The organism is Alteromonas sp. MTD1 (assembly GCF_042848195.1).
Classification (GTDB): Bacteria; Pseudomonadota; Gammaproteobacteria; order Enterobacterales; family Alteromonadaceae; genus Alteromonas.
On record NZ_BTGG01000006.1, the window covers coordinates 210,756 to 229,173 of the forward strand.

General features: G+C 45.2%; 18 protein-coding genes. All 18 read left to right on the plus strand.

Annotated elements, in window-relative coordinates:
* The first annotated feature begins 45 nt into the window (after window positions 1-45).
* The 18 genes from ACGHAV_RS09980 (at window position 46) to ACGHAV_RS10065 (ending at window position 18,391) form a co-directional block, all read left to right on the plus strand.
* Complete coding sequence (locus tag ACGHAV_RS09980; protein ID WP_390379826.1) at window positions 46-954, plus strand: agglutinin biogenesis protein MshI; 909 nt, start codon at window positions 46-48, stop codon at window positions 952-954.
* The gene (locus ACGHAV_RS09985) at window positions 954-1,580 is read left to right on the plus strand and encodes a PilN domain-containing protein (RefSeq protein ID WP_390379829.1); all 627 of its coding nucleotides are present in this window, start codon (window positions 954-956) and stop codon (window positions 1,578-1,580) included. Before ACGHAV_RS09980 ends, ACGHAV_RS09985 begins: the two co-directional genes overlap by 1 nt.
* Entirely contained in the window at window positions 1,555-2,202 is a 648-nt protein-coding gene (locus ACGHAV_RS09990; RefSeq protein WP_390379832.1) for an agglutinin biogenesis protein MshJ, read from the plus strand. The genes ACGHAV_RS09985 and ACGHAV_RS09990 overlap by 26 nt, the downstream gene beginning before the upstream one ends.
* Window positions 2,180-2,521, plus strand: a complete 342-nt coding sequence (locus ACGHAV_RS09995; protein WP_390379835.1) for an agglutinin biogenesis protein MshK — start codon at window positions 2,180-2,182, stop codon at window positions 2,519-2,521. The genes ACGHAV_RS09990 and ACGHAV_RS09995 overlap by 23 nt, the downstream gene beginning before the upstream one ends.
* Entirely contained in the window at window positions 2,505-4,253 is a 1,749-nt protein-coding gene (mshL, locus tag ACGHAV_RS10000) for a pilus (MSHA type) biogenesis protein MshL (RefSeq protein WP_390379837.1), read from the plus strand. The genes ACGHAV_RS09995 and mshL overlap by 17 nt, the downstream gene beginning before the upstream one ends.
* 2 nt (window positions 4,254-4,255) lie before the next feature.
* Entirely contained in the window at window positions 4,256-5,155 is a 900-nt protein-coding gene (locus ACGHAV_RS10005; RefSeq protein ID WP_390379840.1) for an ExeA family protein, read from the plus strand.
* Entirely contained in the window at window positions 5,152-6,462 is a 1,311-nt protein-coding gene (locus tag ACGHAV_RS10010) for a tetratricopeptide repeat protein (protein ID WP_390379843.1), read from the plus strand. Before ACGHAV_RS10005 ends, ACGHAV_RS10010 begins: the two co-directional genes overlap by 4 nt.
* A complete protein-coding gene (locus ACGHAV_RS10015) occupies window positions 6,462-8,174 on the plus strand; it encodes a GspE/PulE family protein (RefSeq protein WP_390379846.1) in 1,713 nt (570 codons plus the stop codon). The genes ACGHAV_RS10010 and ACGHAV_RS10015 overlap by 1 nt, the downstream gene beginning before the upstream one ends.
* Complete coding sequence (locus tag ACGHAV_RS10020) at window positions 8,174-9,406, plus strand: type II secretion system F family protein (RefSeq protein WP_390379849.1); 1,233 nt, start codon at window positions 8,174-8,176, stop codon at window positions 9,404-9,406. Before ACGHAV_RS10015 ends, ACGHAV_RS10020 begins: the two co-directional genes overlap by 1 nt.
* Window position 9,407: 1 nt before the next feature.
* A complete protein-coding gene (locus ACGHAV_RS10025; protein ID WP_390379852.1) occupies window positions 9,408-9,896 on the plus strand; it encodes a hypothetical protein in 489 nt (162 codons plus the stop codon).
* A 64-nt stretch (window positions 9,897-9,960) separates the two neighbouring features.
* Complete coding sequence (locus tag ACGHAV_RS10030) at window positions 9,961-10,545, plus strand: prepilin-type N-terminal cleavage/methylation domain-containing protein (protein ID WP_390379855.1); 585 nt, start codon at window positions 9,961-9,963, stop codon at window positions 10,543-10,545.
* 24 nt (window positions 10,546-10,569) lie between these two features.
* Window positions 10,570-11,073, plus strand: a complete 504-nt coding sequence (locus ACGHAV_RS10035; RefSeq protein WP_390379858.1) for a type II secretion system protein — start codon at window positions 10,570-10,572, stop codon at window positions 11,071-11,073.
* A gap of 1 nt (window position 11,074) precedes the next feature.
* Complete coding sequence (locus tag ACGHAV_RS10040) at window positions 11,075-11,536, plus strand: type II secretion system protein (RefSeq protein ID WP_390379861.1); 462 nt, start codon at window positions 11,075-11,077, stop codon at window positions 11,534-11,536.
* The gene (locus ACGHAV_RS10045; protein ID WP_390379864.1) at window positions 11,526-12,029 is read left to right on the plus strand and encodes a prepilin-type N-terminal cleavage/methylation domain-containing protein; all 504 of its coding nucleotides are present in this window, start codon (window positions 11,526-11,528) and stop codon (window positions 12,027-12,029) included. The genes ACGHAV_RS10040 and ACGHAV_RS10045 overlap by 11 nt, the downstream gene beginning before the upstream one ends.
* Window positions 12,029-12,811 carry a prepilin-type N-terminal cleavage/methylation domain-containing protein gene (locus ACGHAV_RS10050; protein ID WP_390379867.1) on the plus strand — a complete coding sequence of 261 codons (783 nt, stop codon included), beginning with the start codon at window positions 12,029-12,031 and terminating at the stop codon, window positions 12,809-12,811. The genes ACGHAV_RS10045 and ACGHAV_RS10050 overlap by 1 nt, the downstream gene beginning before the upstream one ends.
* The gene (locus tag ACGHAV_RS10055; protein WP_390379870.1) at window positions 12,801-13,316 is read left to right on the plus strand and encodes an agglutinin biogenesis protein MshP; all 516 of its coding nucleotides are present in this window, start codon (window positions 12,801-12,803) and stop codon (window positions 13,314-13,316) included. Before ACGHAV_RS10050 ends, ACGHAV_RS10055 begins: the two co-directional genes overlap by 11 nt.
* The gene (locus ACGHAV_RS10060; protein ID WP_390379873.1) at window positions 13,316-17,050 is read left to right on the plus strand and encodes a DUF6701 domain-containing protein; all 3,735 of its coding nucleotides are present in this window, start codon (window positions 13,316-13,318) and stop codon (window positions 17,048-17,050) included. Before ACGHAV_RS10055 ends, ACGHAV_RS10060 begins: the two co-directional genes overlap by 1 nt.
* 297 nt (window positions 17,051-17,347) lie before the next feature.
* The gene (locus ACGHAV_RS10065; protein WP_014947909.1) at window positions 17,348-18,391 is read left to right on the plus strand and encodes a rod shape-determining protein; all 1,044 of its coding nucleotides are present in this window, start codon (window positions 17,348-17,350) and stop codon (window positions 18,389-18,391) included.
* Window positions 18,392-18,418: the final 27 nt, after the last annotated feature.

Sequence of the window (18,418 nt, forward strand, 5' to 3'; positions counted from 1 at the left end):
GTGATTACAATAATTAATGCGCTTGAGACGAAAAGAATTCTATAAATGCCCATTCGCTTATTTTCATCAAAAAGCAAGGTTCCCACGGTGTTTGTTGGGGTGTCTGTATGTGCTTCCCATATCCGTTTAGCCGCGGTTAACAACGTTACCGGCAGTCCCGTTATCGAAACTGTGAACACGCAGCCTTTTAATGTAAATGTCCCGTTAGAACAACAGATTGGTGCAATTTTAGAGTCGGTCGAAGAAAGCTGTACGGTATCGATAGTGCTGTCTCAAGAAATGTATCACATGGTACAGGTGACAAAGCCAGAAGTACCTGAGGAAGATATCGCGGCTGCATTGCCATGGACCCTTGGTGACCTGGTTCCTTACGAGTCTGCCAACATGGTAGTCGATTACGTTGATTACCCTGTTAAAAGCAGAACGGGCGAACAAAAAATAGATGTGTTTGCGTCAGAAAAAGCCCCTCTTGCTTCATTAGCAGCAGCACTTGCCAAACAAAAAGATAAGCACCTTACTCATATTCATACCAAAGAAGTATTGGTTGCCGAAATGGCGCCAGATGATGAATACGCACGTTTGCTTATTGTTCAAGAGCCCAATAGTGAACCCTTTTTGATGATTGTAAGGTCGGGTTCCATTTGGCTAGCTCGTCGCCTTCGTGGTTTTGTAAACAAGTTTAATGAAACCACAGATGTATCTCAGGTAAGCGATACGTTAGGTCTTGAAATACAACGTTCAATGGATTTCTATGAATCGCAGCTTAAACAGCCGCCTTTAAAAGAAATTTTGTTTAAAACTCAGTTCGATTGCGAGCCAGTAATAGAACGTTTAAAACCTTTTCAACCCGCTGCTATGAAGGTGTTTACACCTGAATTAGAACTGTCTGACGTTGTCGACTCTACGTGCCATTTTGCGCTCGCTAGTGCGTTAGTTGCATCAAGAGAGGTGTAATGAAACGCACGATTAATCTTTATCAAGAGTCACTGAAGCCGCAAAAGGAAAAACTTCCTTTTGATAAGGTGTTGTGGATAAACGGTGGCGCCTTTGTGGTAATGCTAGCCCTTACTATTGTCTTCAATGTGTTGGCAAGTAGTAAGGAATCGGCATTAAAAGCCCGCGCTAACGACGTATCAGTACTGAATAACGAGTTAAAACAGCTTCAAGCACAACTTGAAGAAAAACGTGACATTACCGCGCTAGAAGCGCAGCTTGCTGATGTTCAGAAGAAAATTCAAAACAGAGAAGCACTGTTCGAATTTGTAGAAAGCGGCGAACTTTCTAACGATGCCACACAGTTTGTTGAAGTCATGCGCGACCTTGCTACCTATCATCACAACGACTTATGGCTTACGCAGATTGAAATTGACCCTTCAAAGGTGCGGCTAACAGGTCAAACTGTGACACCGGCGGCCGTTCCAATTTGGTTAGAGAAGCTTGAACAATCACCCTTTTTCAAAGGTAAGTCGTTTTCGCACGTTAAATTCGATCAAGTAGCAGATAAAGATCGCGTACGAACCTTTGTTATTTCAACCGATTTTGAAGGAGAGACTAATGAGTCAGTATCAGCAGCTCTCTGATAAATTCTCAGCGCTTCAGCCACGTGAGAAACAATTGGTATTGTGGGTAAGCTTTGGGTTGATAGTGTATTTATTTTATTGGTTCGGTGTAGCGCCTGCGCTAGACGACATGTCGGCAACGAATAAAAACCTTGAACGCAAAGACATAGAATATAACGGCCTTGTTTTACAGCGAGATGCCTTGAATGAAGCCTTGGCGGTTGATTATGGCAAACAGGCACAAGCCCAGTTAGACAGTGCGCGCAAAAAATTACTTGAGGTGGACAACAAACTAGCAAGCCTTAATAACAGTTTTGTTGCTGCAGACCGTATGCCGGCCTTGCTTATGACTTTGCTGGATCAGCAGGGCGATATACGTTTGTTAAGGTTTGATGTTTTGCCAACAACAACGCTGCGATTTGGCGAGGAAAAAAGTGAAAGCGCAACCCTATTTCGCCACAATATGACGCTGGTTATTGAGGGCGAATATTTCAACTTAAAAAACTATTTAGCACGTTTACAAGCAGCACCTGAAAAGGTGGTTATTACCGATTTTTCGTACAACGTGACAGATTACCCCAAAGCACAACTTAGTCTAGCACTGGCCACGGTAAGTAATAATGAAACGTTTATTTCGCTTTAACTATATAGGCACCGTCGGCGCGTTTAGCATGCTAGTGTTGTCGAACGGCGTGTTTGCAGCTGAAGTCGATCCTACCAAACCGGCAGTGGCGGCGCTTGGTGCAAACAAAGCGCAAGACGTTGTAAAGGGCGACCTTGCACTACAATCTATCTTTAAACGCGTTGACGGAAAGACAGCTATTATCTCGGGCAAATCGTATCGTCAGGGAGATACTGTGGGCGAATTTACTATCTTAAAAATAAATGCAAAAGACGTTGTTATCAGCGATGGACGTGAGCAACGAACACTTGAACTGTACACCTATGAAATTAAAAAATAGCGATATCGCAAAAGCGTTGTTCATAACACTGGTTATTACGGTTGCTGGCTGCAAATCGTATGGCGTGGGCGAAGAGGTAAAGCCTCATATTCGAAATGAACTAAACCAGCAACAGCAGCTTAAAAACGACACGCCACCACCGCCTCCTGATTTTAATCAAGAGCTATTGTCTGAAGTATCTCGGTATAAAGCGTTGCCGACGCAAACGGCTACCAAAACTTTTGATGTATCGGCAAGCGATGTTGATGTTCGTCCTTTCTTCGACGCATTAGTCGACGGTACGCCTTACAGTGTAGCCGTACACCCACAGGTATCGGGTCAAATTAGCTTAACGCTGAAAGAAGTTGCGCTGGATGACGTGCTGAAAATTGTTTCTCGTATGTATCCTTTGGATGTTTTTATGGAAGGCAAAGTCATTCAGGTTATGCCTTCTCAGCTGAAAACAGAGTCCATCCCCGTAAATTTCTTAATGATAAAACGTTTTGGTTTGTCTAATGTAAGCGTGATTGCAGGTGGCGTAAGCGAGCAAAATCAAAATAACGGTGGCAACAACGGCGGTATAAACGGTAACAACAATATTGCGGGCAACGGTATCGGTGCTCAAGGTGGTGTGGGCGGTCTAGGCGGAGTTGGTGGCAATAACATTCAGCAGCTAAACGGCTCTAACATTCAAACCACCAGTGAAAACGATTTTTGGGAAGATTTAAAAGAGGCCCTTGCCATATTATTGCCACCTGAAGAAGGCCGTCATGTAGTGGTGTCACCGCAAGCTGGTTTGGTGACGATTAGAGCGTTACCTAGCGAAATTGCGGTAGTAAAAGACTTTTTAACGCAAAGCCAAGAAAGCCTTCAGCGTCAGGTTGTGTTAGAAGCACGAATTATTGAAGTTACGCTTAATGACGGTTATCAACAAGGCGTGCGTTGGGATCGCATTGCTAGCGGCCTTACTGGCCGAGCCAACTTTGGTTTTAGCGGCGGTGCTTTAGCGTCTAATTTTGCAGCAAATACGGTAAATGGTATCGACCCTGCTATAAATGCCGTAAACGGTATTGGAAATACCATAAGTACGGATATTGGTGGTGTGTCAACGCTTAGAATTGCAGCCGGTGATTTTGATGGTGTTATTAACCTACTGCAAACGCAGGGCGATGTGCAGATGCTCAGCAACCCTCGTGTTACCGTGACCAACAATCAAAAAGCGGTAATTAAAGTGGGGCAAGACGAATACTTTGTCACTGATGTTTCCACCAGTGAGCAGCTAAATGCCGCAAATACACAAAACGATAATGACATTGAGCTTACGCCATTTTTCTCGGGTATTGCCCTTGATGTAACCCCTCAAATTGATCGTTCTGGCTCGGTCATTCTTCATGTGCACCCGTCGGTCACTGAAACTGCGGAGCAAACCAAAGTAATTCAAGTGGGCGAACAACAAATTCAGCTGCCGCTAGCACAAAGTAACATTCGTGAGTCAGACACCGTTATTCGCGCAAGAGATGGTGAGATTGTTGTTATTGGCGGTTTAATGGAAACGGTAACCAACGACACCGAATCGAAAACTCCATTTTTAGGCGACATTCCAGTGTTTGGTAATTTGTTTAAAAATATCGCCAAAACACAAACCAAACGTGAGCTAGTGATCTTAATTCGACCGTCTGTCGTGCAGCCTGACTCATGGGAAAAACAGCGCAAGCGCACGCAGTCGTTGCTAGATCAGTGGTATAGAAACTAGCCATGTACCTCGACTTTTATCACTTCAACGAAATGCCGTTTTCGCTAACGCCAAACACAGAGTTTTTCTGTGCGTTAGCACCGCATAATGAAGCGTTAAAAGTCATTTTGTCTGCGCTTAGCATGGCTGAAGGTTTTATAAAAGTAACTGGCGAAGTAGGTACAGGCAAAACGCTGTTATGCCGAAAGCTTATCAACCATTTAAACGATAAGTTTGTTGCTTGTTATTTGCCAAACCCTTATTTGTCGCCCGATGAACTGCGCATGGCGTTTGCAAAAGAGCTAGGTGTGGATACCGAGCAGGAAGGCGTACGGCAGAATTTGCACAATGCTATCGAAGCTCAATTGCTAATGCTTAAGAAAGAAAACCGACAGGCGGTGCTTATTATTGATGAGGCACAGTCGCTTAGTTGGGACGCGCTTGAAATGCTTAGGCTGTTTAGTAATTTAGAAACGGAAAAAAGTAAGCTGCTGCAAATTGTTTTATTCGGTCAACCAGAGCTAGATCATAACTTATCGAATCCTAAAGTACGTCAAATTAGGCAGCGCATAAGCTTCTCGTATACTTTGCGTACTATGTCTTCTCAAGAGGTTGCTTATTACATTGGTCACCGGCTAACTATGGCAGGTGGAAGCGAAAGTATCATTCCTCAATCGGTTAGAAATGTTATCGCGCTTGCCACTAAGGGTACGCCGCGACTAGTGAATATTGTATGCCACAAAATGTTACTGCGTGCCTATGGGCAGGGTAAAGAGCGGGCCAGTTGGTTTCATATGTTAAGTGCCGTTGCCGACACAGAAGACTGTAAAAACCGGCTTCTTCCCAATACGCGTACTATCTACCTTTCAATTTTTCTTATTGCCGTTTTTCTCTCTTTTAATGTTTACAAGGGCGCGTTATGAGCATTCTGAATAACACGCTTAAATCGTTAGATGAACGTAACGAGTCGAATGATTTTGGTTTATCGCCTACGGTTCAACTTCCCAAGCAACGACCGACGTTGCGTATTGCACTTGTACTGATTATCGTAATATTAATAGTGGCCGCCTATTCTTTTTTTACTGACAATAGCAGTGACCGTGCAGACACTGTTAAAAGCACTTCTGAAAAAGCGAGTCAGACTGCGGCAGTACCTAATAAGGCAAACACGGCAGACGCATCAACACCAGGGGTTGAGTCACAGACAAGCAGTACTGTACCAACTGCCACACCTACTTCCAGCACCATGGAAGGTATTACAACAAGACCGTTGTCGAGCGAAGATTTAGCGTTGAGAAACAAAGGGGAGTCGGTTGCCGAACAAGCATTGTCTGATACAGAACAAGCTGTAGACGACGAGGAACCCTTTCGACTTGCAGCATCTTCTGTAGAACAGCAAGAGGAAGGCACTGCGTTAACGAGTCTAATAGCACAAAATACAGCTTCATCAGCATCAGAGCCATCTGCGCTTGAAATAAATACCGCTGACACAAGTGCTGCGAATGTAGCAAGTAATGATCAAAGCAGAGCTGAAAACACTGGAGCTGAAAATACAAGCACAGATAACAACGAGGCGGTTAGTAGCGCAACGCAAGAGAGCATTATCACACGTGGTCCCTCTACAACGGTAAAACCAAAATCTGCAGAAGAACAAAGCGAAATACACTTTGCTGCCGGTATGAAGTCGTATGAATTCGGTATGTACCAAGAGGCGCAAAAAAGCTTGTTGCTAGCATTAACAGCTAACGCAGAAAACCACGAGGCAAGAAGGCAATTAGCTGCACTTTATTATGGTCAAGGCAGCATCACTCAAGCGCTTTCCATACTTTCAGATGGCGTGCTGTTAGCGCCTACTAATCTTGAATGGCGCGAGTTAATGGCAAAGATTCTTGTTGGCGAAAATCGCTTTGAAGAAGTGCTTAATATTATGCCAGACAATCTTGACGAAAATGCGCTTCAAGCAAGTAGAAGCGATTACCTCATACTAAAAGGTACTTCGGCTCAGGCGGTTAATAAGCCTCGTCAAGCAGTATCAGCGTTTAGCGCAATGACATTACTAGAGCCCAACAACGGTAAGTGGTGGATGGCGCTTGGTATAAACCAAGATGCGCTAGACCAAGCACAACAGGCTGCTACCGCGTATAAACGCGCGCTTTCTCTTGGCGGCCTTTCCTCAGCATCAGCGCAATACGCAACTGCGCGATTGCAAGCTTTACAGGAGCAACGTTAATGCGACCTCGATTAAAAATGCGACTGGGTGATTTACTGGTTCATGAAAACATTATTTCTAGTGAACAGCTTGATAACGCATTAGCGGCGCAGCGTACGTCTGGCAGAAAACTGGGTGATACGCTCATTGATTTAAGTTACATCAGTGAACCTCAACTCCTTCGCTTCTTGGCTCAGCAGCTTAATATTCCATTTTTAGATATTAACCAACGTCGTATCGACCCTGAACAAGCTAAAATAATTCCAGAAACTTACGCTCGACGTTACCGCGCACTTGTTTTAGAAGCAGACGATCAAGAAGTGCTGATAGGAATGAGCGACCCGACCGACCTTGGCGGACTCGATCAGCTTGGCCCCTTGGTTTCGCCTCGACATATCGAGCTTGCCATTGTTCAAGAGCATCAAATGCTCGAAGCGTTTGACACGGTATATCGAAGAACACAAGACATTGCATCTTTTGCTGAAAAGCTTGGTGAAGAATACGATGACGATACCGAGTTTGAACTGTCTGCGCTTGACGATACGACCTCAGACGCCACGGTAGTTAAGCTGCTGCATTCTATTTTTGAAGATGCAGTGCAGGTACGCGCATCAGATATTCATATAGAGCCTGATGAGAAAACCCTTCGTATCCGTCAGCGTGTCGATGGCGTGTTGCAGGAAAATACGCTTGATCAGGTAAAGATTGCCTCAGCACTGGTGCTTCGACTTAAACTAATGTCAGGGCTCGATATTAGTGAAAAGCGTATTCCTCAAGACGGTCGTTTTAATATTAAAGTAAAAGGGCATTCGCTTGATGTGAGGGTGTCGACCATGCCCGTTGCAAACGGCGAAGCGGTGGTTATGCGTTTGCTTGACCAATCAGCCGGATTATTAACGTTAAATCAAACCGGTATGCCTAGCGCTATGGCAGAAAAGTTTAGAACGGCTATCAACCGCCCACACGGAATGATTTTGGTAACCGGGCCAACAGGTTCGGGTAAAACCACTACCTTATACGGTGCACTGAGCGAGCTAAACAAACCAGAATTTAAAATTATTACGGTAGAGGACCCTATCGAATACCGCCTGCCGCGGATTAACCAAGTGCAGATAAACGCAAAAATTGGGTTAGATTTCGCTGCCATTCTTCGTACTACACTTCGTCAAGACCCCGACATCATCATGGTAGGCGAGATGCGTGACCAAGAAACCGTTGAAATTGGCCTTCGAGGCGCACTCACAGGTCACTTAGTATTAAGTACGCTGCACACTAACGACTCAGTAACCAGTGCAATACGTTTGATTGATATGGGGGCTGCACCTTATCTAGTGGCAACGTCGTTGCGCGGTGTGTTAGCCCAGCGTCTTGTGCGTCGAATTTGTGAGAACTGCAAAACAGAAAAGGCCCCTTCTGCACAAGAACAAGCATGGGTGCGCTACTTGAAGCCAGATATGGGCGAAACAAACTTCTTCACTGGTCGCGGTTGCAACAGCTGCAATCAAACCGGTTATAAAGGGCGAATTGGTGTTTTTGAATTCCTAGAAATGAACGAGGAAATGATGGATGCGCTGCGTGACAATGACACGCAAGGCTTCGTAAACGCCACTAAAGCAAACAAAGATTTTGTGCCGCTTTCTCATATGGCTTTAGATTATGCTGCAGAAGGAAAAACGTCGTTAGATGAGGTGTTTAAAGTGGCTGAGTTTGTGCCTGAGGCGGTAGGTCAGTAATGCCACAGTTTAAGTACGCAGGAAAAACAGCCCAAGGAGGTGCTCAAAACGGTGTTATTGAAGCCGCTTCTGCGCAGGCTGCGGCTCAAGCGTTACTTTCACAAAATGTTGTGCCAACAAGCATTACTGAAACCAAACGGGGTAATGCCGCCAGCAGTGAGGGCTTGTCTGCCATTAGTTTGTTTGAACAGAAAGTGGGTATTGACGAGCTCATTATTTTTGCTCGACAAATGTATTCGCTGTTAAAGGCGGGTATTCCCATTATTCGGGCCATTAAAGGCTTAAGTGAAAATGCATCGCACAAGCGTTTTCAAGAAATATTGAAAGACATTGCAGACCAGTTAGAGCAAGGCAGAAATTTGTCGGCAGCAATGGCCAAGTACGAGAAAATTTTCACTCGCCTGACTATCTCTGTGGTAGTGGTGGGTGAGAACACCGGTAAGCTAGATGATGTATTTTTGCAGCTTGCACTATACTTTGAGCGAGAGCAGGAAACGCGCAAGCGTATAAAGTCGGCGTTGCGATATCCAACGTTCGTGATTATTGCGCTAGTTATTGCCATGTTTATTCTGAATTTGTTCGTGGTGCCTGTGTTTACGCAAATGTTTGAGCGGTTTAATACCGAGCTTCCCATTATGACGCGAGTGCTTATTGGTACGTCTGATTTTTTCGTTAACTATTGGTGGCTGTTACTTATTGGTATTGTTGGCGCAATAGTTGTGGTAAAACAATACGTTAATTCCGAAGTTGGGCGTCTAAAGTGGGACAGAACTAAACTAAAGTTGCCTGTTGTGGGGAGTATTATTGAGCGATCCTTGCTGTCTAGGTACAGCCGAAGCTTCTCAATGATATTACGCGCAGGTGTACCACTTACGGCAGGGCTATCACTTACCGCTGATGCCGTAGACAATGCATTTATGCAGCAGCGTATAAGAGAAATGCGTCAAGGAATAGAAAAAGGCGAAAGTTTACTGAGGGTGTCGAAGAACAGCGAGCTGTTTTCAACGTTGGTATTGCAAATGGTTGCAGTGGGTGAAGAAACCGGGCGACTAGAGCCGTTGCTTGAAGAGAGTGCAGATTATTACGAGCGCGAGGTTGATTTTGACCTTAAAAGCTTAACGGCGAAGATTGAACCTATTTTGATTGGTTTTGTGGCTGTAATGGTATTGATTTTGGCGCTAGGTATCTTTACGCCAATGTGGAACATGATGTCTGCGGTGAAAGGCGGATAGCATGGCAAGGGTGAGAGGCGGCCTGCTAAACTTTTTGATAATCAGTTTGGTGTTGGTAGTAGTAGGGGCAACCTATGTGTTCTATGCAACGCCCATTATCGATGAAGCCGATAAGGTAAGTAGGCATAGCGCAATAGACCAGTTCAAACGCGCTGTGATGATAGTTAGAGCGCAGTGGATAAAACGCAAGCAAAACAAAGTGTTTATTTACGACACTCAGCTTCGAGAAGATGGTGTCATTGAGCAGGATAAAACCGCGGGCGCCGTTGTTATTTTAAATAACAAAGGGTGGCCACAAGGTATGGACAATATGTCGAGCAAAGCCTGTGAACAACTGCTTCATATGGCAAACCTGCAGCAGGTAAATTCACCTACTGATGTGTATGTTGACGATATTTATAAAAACGGAATGCTGTATTGTGCGTATTACTTAAAAGGTGATCCGTGGTTTAGTTACAGTGCAGCAACGGGCGAGGTAAGCGAATTGTAATTGTGAATGGCGTTATTGTAATGAGAAAAGCACAACACATTTTTAGGGCGCTTGAGGAGAAAATATGAACGTAAGACAACAAGGTTTTACGCTAATAGAATTAATTATAGTGGTGATTATATTAGGCCTTTTGGCCGCAACAGCGTTACCGCGTTTTATTGATGTTACCGACGAGGCGCGCGAGGCGAGTGTTGAAGGTGTTGCAGGTGGTTTTGCCGCGGCCGTTGGTTTGGTGCGTGCGCAATGGGAAGTGGAAGGGCGCCCAAGCAATAACAACGGGGCCAATAGCACCGTTGTCACCTACGACCAAACACTAGTGGGAGTAGACGGTACCATCGGCTATCCAACAGGTAGTGTAAACGGCAGCACACTTGTGGCGGCAATGAACGAGCAAGAGTGCAAAAATGTGTTCGACCTTATTTTACAATCGTCACCTACTAATACGATTTCAACGAATGACGCAGATGTAGTGCAGTTTAGGTATCTTGTGCGCAACGATGCTACCGGTGTGAACATATCTTGTGTTTATTACCTTGTTGAATCAATGGGCTTACCCAATAACCCAGCGCCCGCGAATGGCGCTCCTGACGGCACCATTTACGATGGATTCATTTATAACCCTGCCACTGGCCAGGTCTCAGTGTTTTAAAAATAACTATTAGGAAGTAAAGCTATGCAAAAATTATCGACACAAAAGGGTTTTACCCTTATCGAACTTATCATTGTTATTGTACTACTTGGTATCTTGGCAGTAACTGCTGCACCTAGATTTCTAAACCTTCAAGACGACGCACGAGATGCAGTGCTACAGGGAGTTGCAGGCTCTCTAGAATCAGCGTCATCTGTTGTTTACGGTAAAGCACTGATTGCTGGCCAAACAGGTGGTACTGGTTCTGTTAATGTCGGATCAGGTACATCTGTAACTACTGTTTTTGGTTATCCAAATGCTGCTACAGAAGCAAACTTCACTAACATCTTAGATGCTGACTTTACGAATGAGTTTGGTACAGCTGTTATTACAGGCACGCCAGACGCAATTCTTATCTACTCAACGGCATTTGGCGATTACGCAAACACTGCCCCTAGCGCATCGGGCGCAGCATGTTCTGTTGAATATACCAACACTACATCAGCAGATGTTCGCCCAGTAATCACTGTGAACTCTTGCGTTCAATAATGTGAATAAACGTGGTTTTACACTTGTAGAACTTGTTATAACCATTTTGGTTATTGGGGTGTTGGCAGTCACTGTCACGCCCCGCTTTCTAGGCAGTGATGCGGAAGACGCCATTGCGCTACGTGACCGTGTACTTCAGTTCACACGCAATATGCAGCTTCGCGCAATGCAAAACGTAAACGACACCAGCTGCGTCAAAATTACCGCAACCACCATTGCTCCTCCTGCTTCTCATGACTGTGCTCAAGCATTGTCTACGAGCTTTGATGCCGATCAAGTTATAAGCAGTGCTGGTACCGACTACACCTTTGTAACGTCTGATCAAAACAGCGATGCGTTTTCGCAAATTCAATTCAATAATTTAGGCCAGCCTACCAATATTACATGTGCTGGTACATGTCGCATAACGGTAGGCAGCTTTGCTGTTTGTTTAGAACAAGAAGGTGCGGTTTATGCGTGTTAACGCAGCTACGCAAAGAGGTTTTACCCTTCTAGAGCTGGTTGTAGGCATTGTGGTGTTTACTATTAGCCTAACGCTGGTGCTGTCTTTAATTGCGCCACAAGCGGCCCAAACTGCAGAGCCGCTTCGAGAGGTCAAAGCCGCTAAGCTTGGCCAATCTTTAATGAATGATATTTTAAGTCGGTCGTTTGATGAAGGCAGTGATCGCGGCCCACCGTTTGAAACCTGCAATGAAAAAGGCACGTGCTCATCAACGCTGGGGCCCGAAGAGGCCAGCGAGGCTAATTACGACGATGTAGATGATTACAATGGTTTCAGCGTTACTGATGTGGGTGGTGTTTACGCCGGCTTTAGCTATACCGTTGCGGTAGAGTATGACAGTGACTTTAATACTGGCACCGCGTCTGACGGCGATACCTTCAAGCGTGTAGATTTAACGGTAACCGTACCGGGCGGCCAATTATATCGCTTTAGTGCTTATCGAGGTAGCTATTGATGCCAAAGCACTTAAAACCTAAGTTCTTAACGCAAATGAACTCGGCGCACAAAGGCTCGAAAGCACGTGGCTTTACGCTAATTGAGCTCATTTTGGTTATTGTTATTCTAGGCATAATCAGTGTTTCAATTGCACAGGTTATTTCAATTAGCACACAAATTTACATCTCGGGGGCTGAGCGCGGCAGGCTGGTTGCCGATGCGCGTTTCGTTATACTGCGTCTTGAAAAAGAGCTACGTAACATTGTGCCTAATTCAGTGTCTTTCGATGCCACACTTGGCTGCTTAACTTACTATCCCATTAAAAGTAGCGGTACCTATGTAAATGATGCCTTTGATAATCCGATGCATACGGTAGTTTTCGATAGCCAAGTAAGCGTTGGCGACACATTGGTGGTATACCCTACAAGCCCCCAAAGCGTTACTGATAACGGCAGAACGATAAGTAATATTAGTGTTGCTGCTGATGCGCCAAGCAGTGTAAGGCAATACGATTTCACCTTGAATTCACCGGTTACACAAACATCACCTGGCAAGCGTTTTTTTGTTCCTGAACCCCAAGTGACCGTTTGCCGACAAACCACCGCGCAAGGTGAGTCATTGGTAAGAACGCAAAGCGGCGTTTCAGGGTTATTGGTAACGGGTGTATCGCAATGGAATGCAAATGTAGTAACGGCAGGGCTGCGTCAAAATGGTCTTATTGAGCTGCAAATGACGTTGGACGGCAGTGATAATGAACAGTTAGCAGTATTGCATGAGGTGCACTTCCCTAATGTTCCTTAACGCATCGCACCAACTAAACAGCAACGAGCGTAAACGCAAATTCAGACGCGCGCCGCAATCGCTAAAAAAACAAAATGGTTCAACCATTATCGTGGCCGTTATCATAAGTCTTGTGTTATTGGGGCTTGGCATTGGCTTATCAAATCAAATTAGTTCGAATGTGCGGCAGCAGTCTATTGAGTTTCTTGGTGCCCAAGCTTACCTTGCTGCACAAAGTGGCATGGAGCTAGCGGTAAGAAGCATAGTGATAAGTACCGAAACAAGGATGCAGGATGGCAGTGGAAATACACTAAATAAAAAATGTGCTGATGTACCTCAAACCCAAGTCAGTCTTTTTGGATACTGTACGTTTAATTTGTCATGTGCCATCGAGAACGACGTTAACGAGCCTGAAGTGCCGGCGGGCGTAGTCGACATTTATCAACTAGAATCTATTGCGGTGTGCGAAAATGGCCAGCTAACTACGTCGCGCAGTGTTGTTGTTGAAGTAAGGCAGGAAAATTAATGCGTTTTATCTCACCTGTTCAGTTAGTCGTTTTTGCCATCGCCGTTTTTGTGTCTCGTATACTATTCGCTGTACCGCAAATTGAAGGGCGCTTTATAGAGCTTCAAAATACCTACAATAAAGCCGAGTGGACCACCATAAGCTTTTCTCAGGTGTACGATGAACCGCCAGCAGTATTTATGTTATCGACCAACCAAGGTAATAACCCTGCCATCGTAAAAATAAGAAATGTAACGCGTACGGGCTTTGAAGCACTGCCACTAGAACCATCTGGCGAAGATGGCCCCCATATAACAATGGGCGCACATTATCTTGCTATTGCCTATGGTGTTCATGAATTTCCCAATGGCGACATTGTTGAAGTGGGAAAAATGAATGTGGGGAGTAATGCAGTGCAAGCGTCGCCAAATTCGCCTTGGTTTGGCACTTCTGAACTGTCGGGTAGTGATGAGTCGCGTTATGTTCAGGTGCCCTTAATTACTGATTTTGGCGAGCAGCCCGTTTTTTTCCACTCTCTTCAAACAGTAAATAATCAGGTGGACGTCAATGGCAAAACGCCTCCTAATACGTATTTATTACCCTTTTTAACCGTTGCCGCTAAATACGATAACGTTGGCAGCAATTTAGTGCCACCTGTACCTCAATTGAACGAAGCGTACTTTATCGCGTTGGAAGCTTCAGAAACCTTTTATCAAGAAGTAACGCGCAATGAAACCATAGCTTATATGGCAACAACAGCGGGGTCAGGAAGATCGTTTTTTGATGACAATGGGCTACAAGTAGAGTGGGAGGCACACTTCGCCGAAACCCTTATAGAGGGGTGGGATGATGGCTGCTTCAGGAATGACTTTAAGAATAAGTATAATCAAACCCCACTTGTGGCAGCGAGCAAGATTACTCGCAACGGACAAGACGGCGGTTGGTTAAGAAGCTGTGGTATTAATAATAATAGAATAGGTCTTAGAGTTGACGAAGACCGAAGCTTAGATTCAGAACGAAACCATACCGCAGAAGAGGCGAGCATTATTGCTATGACCTCTGAGTTTGTATTTAGCGGCGATTTACCAAGCTGTGATGTGGCATTTCCTGGGGCGCTTGCAACATTTAACGGTAGTACAGTTTACCTTGGGTCTAACAGCAGAATCTTCGATGAAAATGACGGTGCTTTAACCACTATCGACGTTATCAGTGATGTTAATAAAGGCGACCCTAATTTTCCAAAATGTGGCGAAAATGCAGTAGCCTGTTTCCCATCAAACACAGATGCATTAAGCGCATCACAAGTGCGTGCTATTCCTACTATTTCGATAGATGACAGCGGGCCAGAGCTAGCAGCCGGTGATCTGGCGGGAGACTATTTCTTTAGCCGCAAGGTGGTAACCATGGCGGCAGGCGCGTACACAGTGAAAGCACCTACGCGTATATATGTTGCCGATCCTGGCGGTATCGTCAACACCTCTACCATTTTTTCGATGGTTAATGCTTCTATTACTGTGGAAGACGGTGCTTATCTTGCTATTTATGTAGATGGCGATGTCGTAATTGATGGTACTAATCCAAATGCCATCATTATTGCTACAGGCAATATTAGTTTTGTTAACGTAACCGGAGAAACTATTTCGGGGCGTTTTACCGCCGGAGGTGGCGTTACGGCGAATGTCGCCGTTAGCGTTCTTGCGAATGAAGTTCCCAACAATATTCCAGGTATTTGCGGGCGCGATGTTATTGAAGTGCTAAACCATTACCGGTTTGAAATGGCTGATAACTTAGGCAGTAGCTGTGCCGCGAAAGAAGTTACGCTAAAAGCCTGTGCCGATGTAAATTGTGATTTGCTTTACTCACAAGAGGCAACAGTGAACTTAGTTCCCACAAGCGGAAACGACTACGTGTGGTCTCCTGGTGATAGTGTGAATTTTATTGGGCAAACGTCGCTCACGATAGAAAGCCTCAGAGGTAACGATCCAACCCTAGCTACATCAGGTGAAACACCGTCGTCGCAGCTACGTTGCTTTATTGGAGGTAGCGAGGTTGCACTCAACAGCTGTAAAATTAACTTCAAGTCTGATGGTTTGGTTTTTTCAAACATTAGCGATGGAAACGAAACCATAGTCACGCAGCTGTCTGGCAAGCCTTCAGACTCTGGCTTTAACGCAAAAACGTATGCCATAGAAGCGTGCGGTAACACCGATTTACTGCGTAAGCAAACCGTAGACGTTGAACTGAACTACAACTGCGCAAGCTCAAGTAATTGTTCAAATTCACTGGTGTTTTCAAATAACAATAGCGATACAGAAATAGGCCTTTCTGCCACTACAGTGCCAGTGTATTTTGATGACGATTCTAGAGCTTTATTTTCAGTGCAGTATCCTGACGCAGGCGAAATTTCATTAACTGCAGAGTTGAGCGAAAGAAGCAGCATTGCGGGTTCTTCGAATATCTTTAAAGTGCGCCCTTTCGGTATCGCTGTAGAAGTGCTTGATGACACCGGTACCAATATAAACCCAAATGCCACCGCAGCTAACGCCAATGGCTCGCTATTAAAGCTAACAGGGCAAGATTTTGTGGTGGGTTTACGCACGGTACAGTGGGTAGCAGGTGAGGATGGTGACAGTGATGGCGTGCCAGACGATTTTACATCGCTTTTAAACAACAATACGGCAGAACATTTCTCGGGCACAGTTGAACTTACTCCAACCACGCTGCTTCCGGCATCAGGCGTTACTGGTTCGTTGTCGGGGGGCACCAGCGTGGTGTTCACTGACGAGGGTAAGGTAAACACAACGGTGGATTACGACGAAGTAGGGGTTATTAATATTAATGCTTCTAGCAACTATTTGTCGTCTACCACAGTGCAAGGGCAAATGAGTAATGTAGGTCGTTTTGCGCCTTCTAATTTCATATTAAGTGGCGACGTGACCCCTGCATGCGATGTGGCAAGCGCCTTCACCTATTTTGATGAGCCATTAGATAGCGTCAGTTACACGCTTCAAGCTGTTAATCAGAATGGTGCCAAAACTGTCAATTACTTCGGCGGTTTTGATAAATTAAACGCAAATAATATGCAAATGGAACACAGCGGTAGTGTTTATAACCGCCTTGTGAATGTTGATAGCGTAACGTGGCCACAGTCTGGCGTAACGGGGCGCATAGATTTTACCGATACCGATATTGCCGTTAGCCGACTTGCCGATGCCAACCTAGATGGTGCATACATGGGAGCGTCGTTAATCCTTGAATTAGATTCGGCGCAGCTTGAAGGTGCTACGTTCAACGGTAGCTACTGTACGCCACCTTGTTTGGCGGTTATCGAATCAAGTCTTAACTTTGCTTATGGGCGCGCCACATTAACCAACAATTACGGCAGTGTAGATGAGTCGCTGTTGCTACCCATGACAACCCAATATTGGGATGGTAACGATTGGCGAATTAATATGGCCGACAGCTGCTCTACTTTCGACCACAACGACATCGAAGAGTCGACAGGACAGCTTGTATCAAGTCAAACCGGTAGTACCCTATCTCAGGGAGCCTATGCAGGACGTGAAGGTATGCGTTTATCATCTCCTAACGGTGAAGGAAACTTTTCGGTAACTTACGAGGTTCCTCAGTGGCTGCGTTGGGATTGGGATCAAGATGGTAATGCTGATGAGTCGCCCTCAGCTACGGTAACGTTCGGCGTATATCGTGGCAATGACGATATTATTTACAAACGCGAGCGCGTCGGAAACGACTAACATACATCTTAAGCGCAACCGCGCTATAGGTGTAAAGACAAGTTTATCGTCATAAAAGTAGCATTTAAATATTGAACCTTTTGGTCTATAAGTAGTCCTCACTGTGTCAACCAAGGAAGCGTTGTGCACAGCAGTGAATTGCGCTAAATGAAGATATTTTAACGGTAAGTTACACCATTACTTGCCCAAATTTGCCCCCATTGTTAAAGTGTGCGAATAAATATCGACTTCACGTTAAAGCGTCGCCATCTCACCTTTGCAAGAACGCGTTAACACAAGAACAGGAATACACTCTTCATGTTTAAAAAGCTTCGAGGCATGTTCTCTAACGATCTGTCCATCGACCTCGGAACAGCTAACACGCTGATTTACGTTAAAGACCAAGGTATTGTACTTAATGAACCTTCTGTTGTAGCTATTCGTCAAGAGCGTGCTGCGGGGCCAAAAAGTGTGGCGGCAGTGGGTGCGGAAGCTAAGCGTATGCTTGGCCGTACTCCTGGTAATATTCGCGCTATACGCCCAATGAAAGATGGTGTTATTGCCGATTTCTATGTAACAGAAAAAATGCTTCAGCACTTTATTAAACAAGTGCATGACAATAACTTTCTTCGCCCAAGCCCTCGCGTACTGGTTTGCGTACCATGTGGTTCAACGCAAGTTGAAAGACGTGCTATCAAAGAGTCTGCTCTAGGTGCTGGCGCGCGTGAGGTTTACCTTATCGACGAACCTATGGCCGCCGCTATTGGTGCGGGTTTGCCTGTATCAGAAGCAACGGGCTCTATGGTTGTTGATATTGGTGGTGGTACAACAGAAGTTGCTATTATCTCACTAAATGGCGTGGTGTACTCTTCATCAGTTCGTATTGGTGGTGATAAGTTTGATGAAGCCATCATTAACTATATTCGCCGTAACTTTGGCTCACTTATTGGTGAAGCAACCGCTGAGCGTATTAAGCATGAAATTGGTGCTGCATACCCAGGTGAAGAAGTGCGTGAAATTGAAGTACGTGGTCGTAACTTGGCCGAAGGTGTTCCTCGCGGCTTTACACTGAATTCAAACGAAATATTAGAAGCGCTTCAAGAGCCACTAACGGGTATTGTGTCTGCAGTAATGGTAGCCCTAGAGCAATCGCCACCTGAACTGGCTTCAGATATTTCTGAGCGCGGTATGGTGCTAACCGGCGGTGGTGCGTTACTTAAAGATCTAGATAGATTACTCATGGAAGAAACAGGTATTCCGGTTGTTATTGCCGATGACCCTCTTACCTGTGTGGCACGTGGTGGCGGTAAAGCATTCGATATGATTGACCTTCACGGCGGCGACCTGTTTAGCTACGAATAAGCAGGGAAGGCAACCTTAAGGTTGCCT

Bases quoted from the DNA above. Each gene is read 5' to 3' on its own strand.
- ACGHAV_RS09980 (WP_390379826.1), top strand. From the start codon at position 46: ATGCCCATTCGCTTATTTTCATCAAAAAGCAAGGTTCCCACGGTGTTT.
- ACGHAV_RS09985 (WP_390379829.1), top strand. From the start codon at position 954: ATGAAACGCACGATTAATCTTTATCAAGAGTCACTGAAGCCGCAAAAG.
- ACGHAV_RS09990 (WP_390379832.1), top strand. From the start codon at position 1,555: ATGAGTCAGTATCAGCAGCTCTCTGATAAATTCTCAGCGCTTCAGCCA.
- ACGHAV_RS09995 (WP_390379835.1), top strand. From the start codon at position 2,180: ATGAAACGTTTATTTCGCTTTAACTATATAGGCACCGTCGGCGCGTTT.
- mshL (WP_390379837.1), top strand. From the start codon at position 2,505: ATGAAATTAAAAAATAGCGATATCGCAAAAGCGTTGTTCATAACACTG.
- ACGHAV_RS10005 (WP_390379840.1), top strand. From the start codon at position 4,256: ATGTACCTCGACTTTTATCACTTCAACGAAATGCCGTTTTCGCTAACG.
- ACGHAV_RS10010 (WP_390379843.1), top strand. From the start codon at position 5,152: ATGAGCATTCTGAATAACACGCTTAAATCGTTAGATGAACGTAACGAG.
- ACGHAV_RS10015 (WP_390379846.1), top strand. From the start codon at position 6,462: ATGCGACCTCGATTAAAAATGCGACTGGGTGATTTACTGGTTCATGAA.
- ACGHAV_RS10020 (WP_390379849.1), top strand. From the start codon at position 8,174: ATGCCACAGTTTAAGTACGCAGGAAAAACAGCCCAAGGAGGTGCTCAA.
- ACGHAV_RS10025 (WP_390379852.1), top strand. From the start codon at position 9,408: ATGGCAAGGGTGAGAGGCGGCCTGCTAAACTTTTTGATAATCAGTTTG.
- ACGHAV_RS10030 (WP_390379855.1), top strand. From the start codon at position 9,961: ATGAACGTAAGACAACAAGGTTTTACGCTAATAGAATTAATTATAGTG.
- ACGHAV_RS10035 (WP_390379858.1), top strand. From the start codon at position 10,570: ATGCAAAAATTATCGACACAAAAGGGTTTTACCCTTATCGAACTTATC.
- ACGHAV_RS10045 (WP_390379864.1), top strand. From the start codon at position 11,526: ATGCGTGTTAACGCAGCTACGCAAAGAGGTTTTACCCTTCTAGAGCTG.
- ACGHAV_RS10050 (WP_390379867.1), top strand. From the start codon at position 12,029: ATGCCAAAGCACTTAAAACCTAAGTTCTTAACGCAAATGAACTCGGCG.
- ACGHAV_RS10055 (WP_390379870.1), top strand. From the start codon at position 12,801: ATGTTCCTTAACGCATCGCACCAACTAAACAGCAACGAGCGTAAACGC.
- ACGHAV_RS10060 (WP_390379873.1), top strand. From the start codon at position 13,316: ATGCGTTTTATCTCACCTGTTCAGTTAGTCGTTTTTGCCATCGCCGTT.
- ACGHAV_RS10065 (WP_014947909.1), top strand. From the start codon at position 17,348: ATGTTTAAAAAGCTTCGAGGCATGTTCTCTAACGATCTGTCCATCGAC.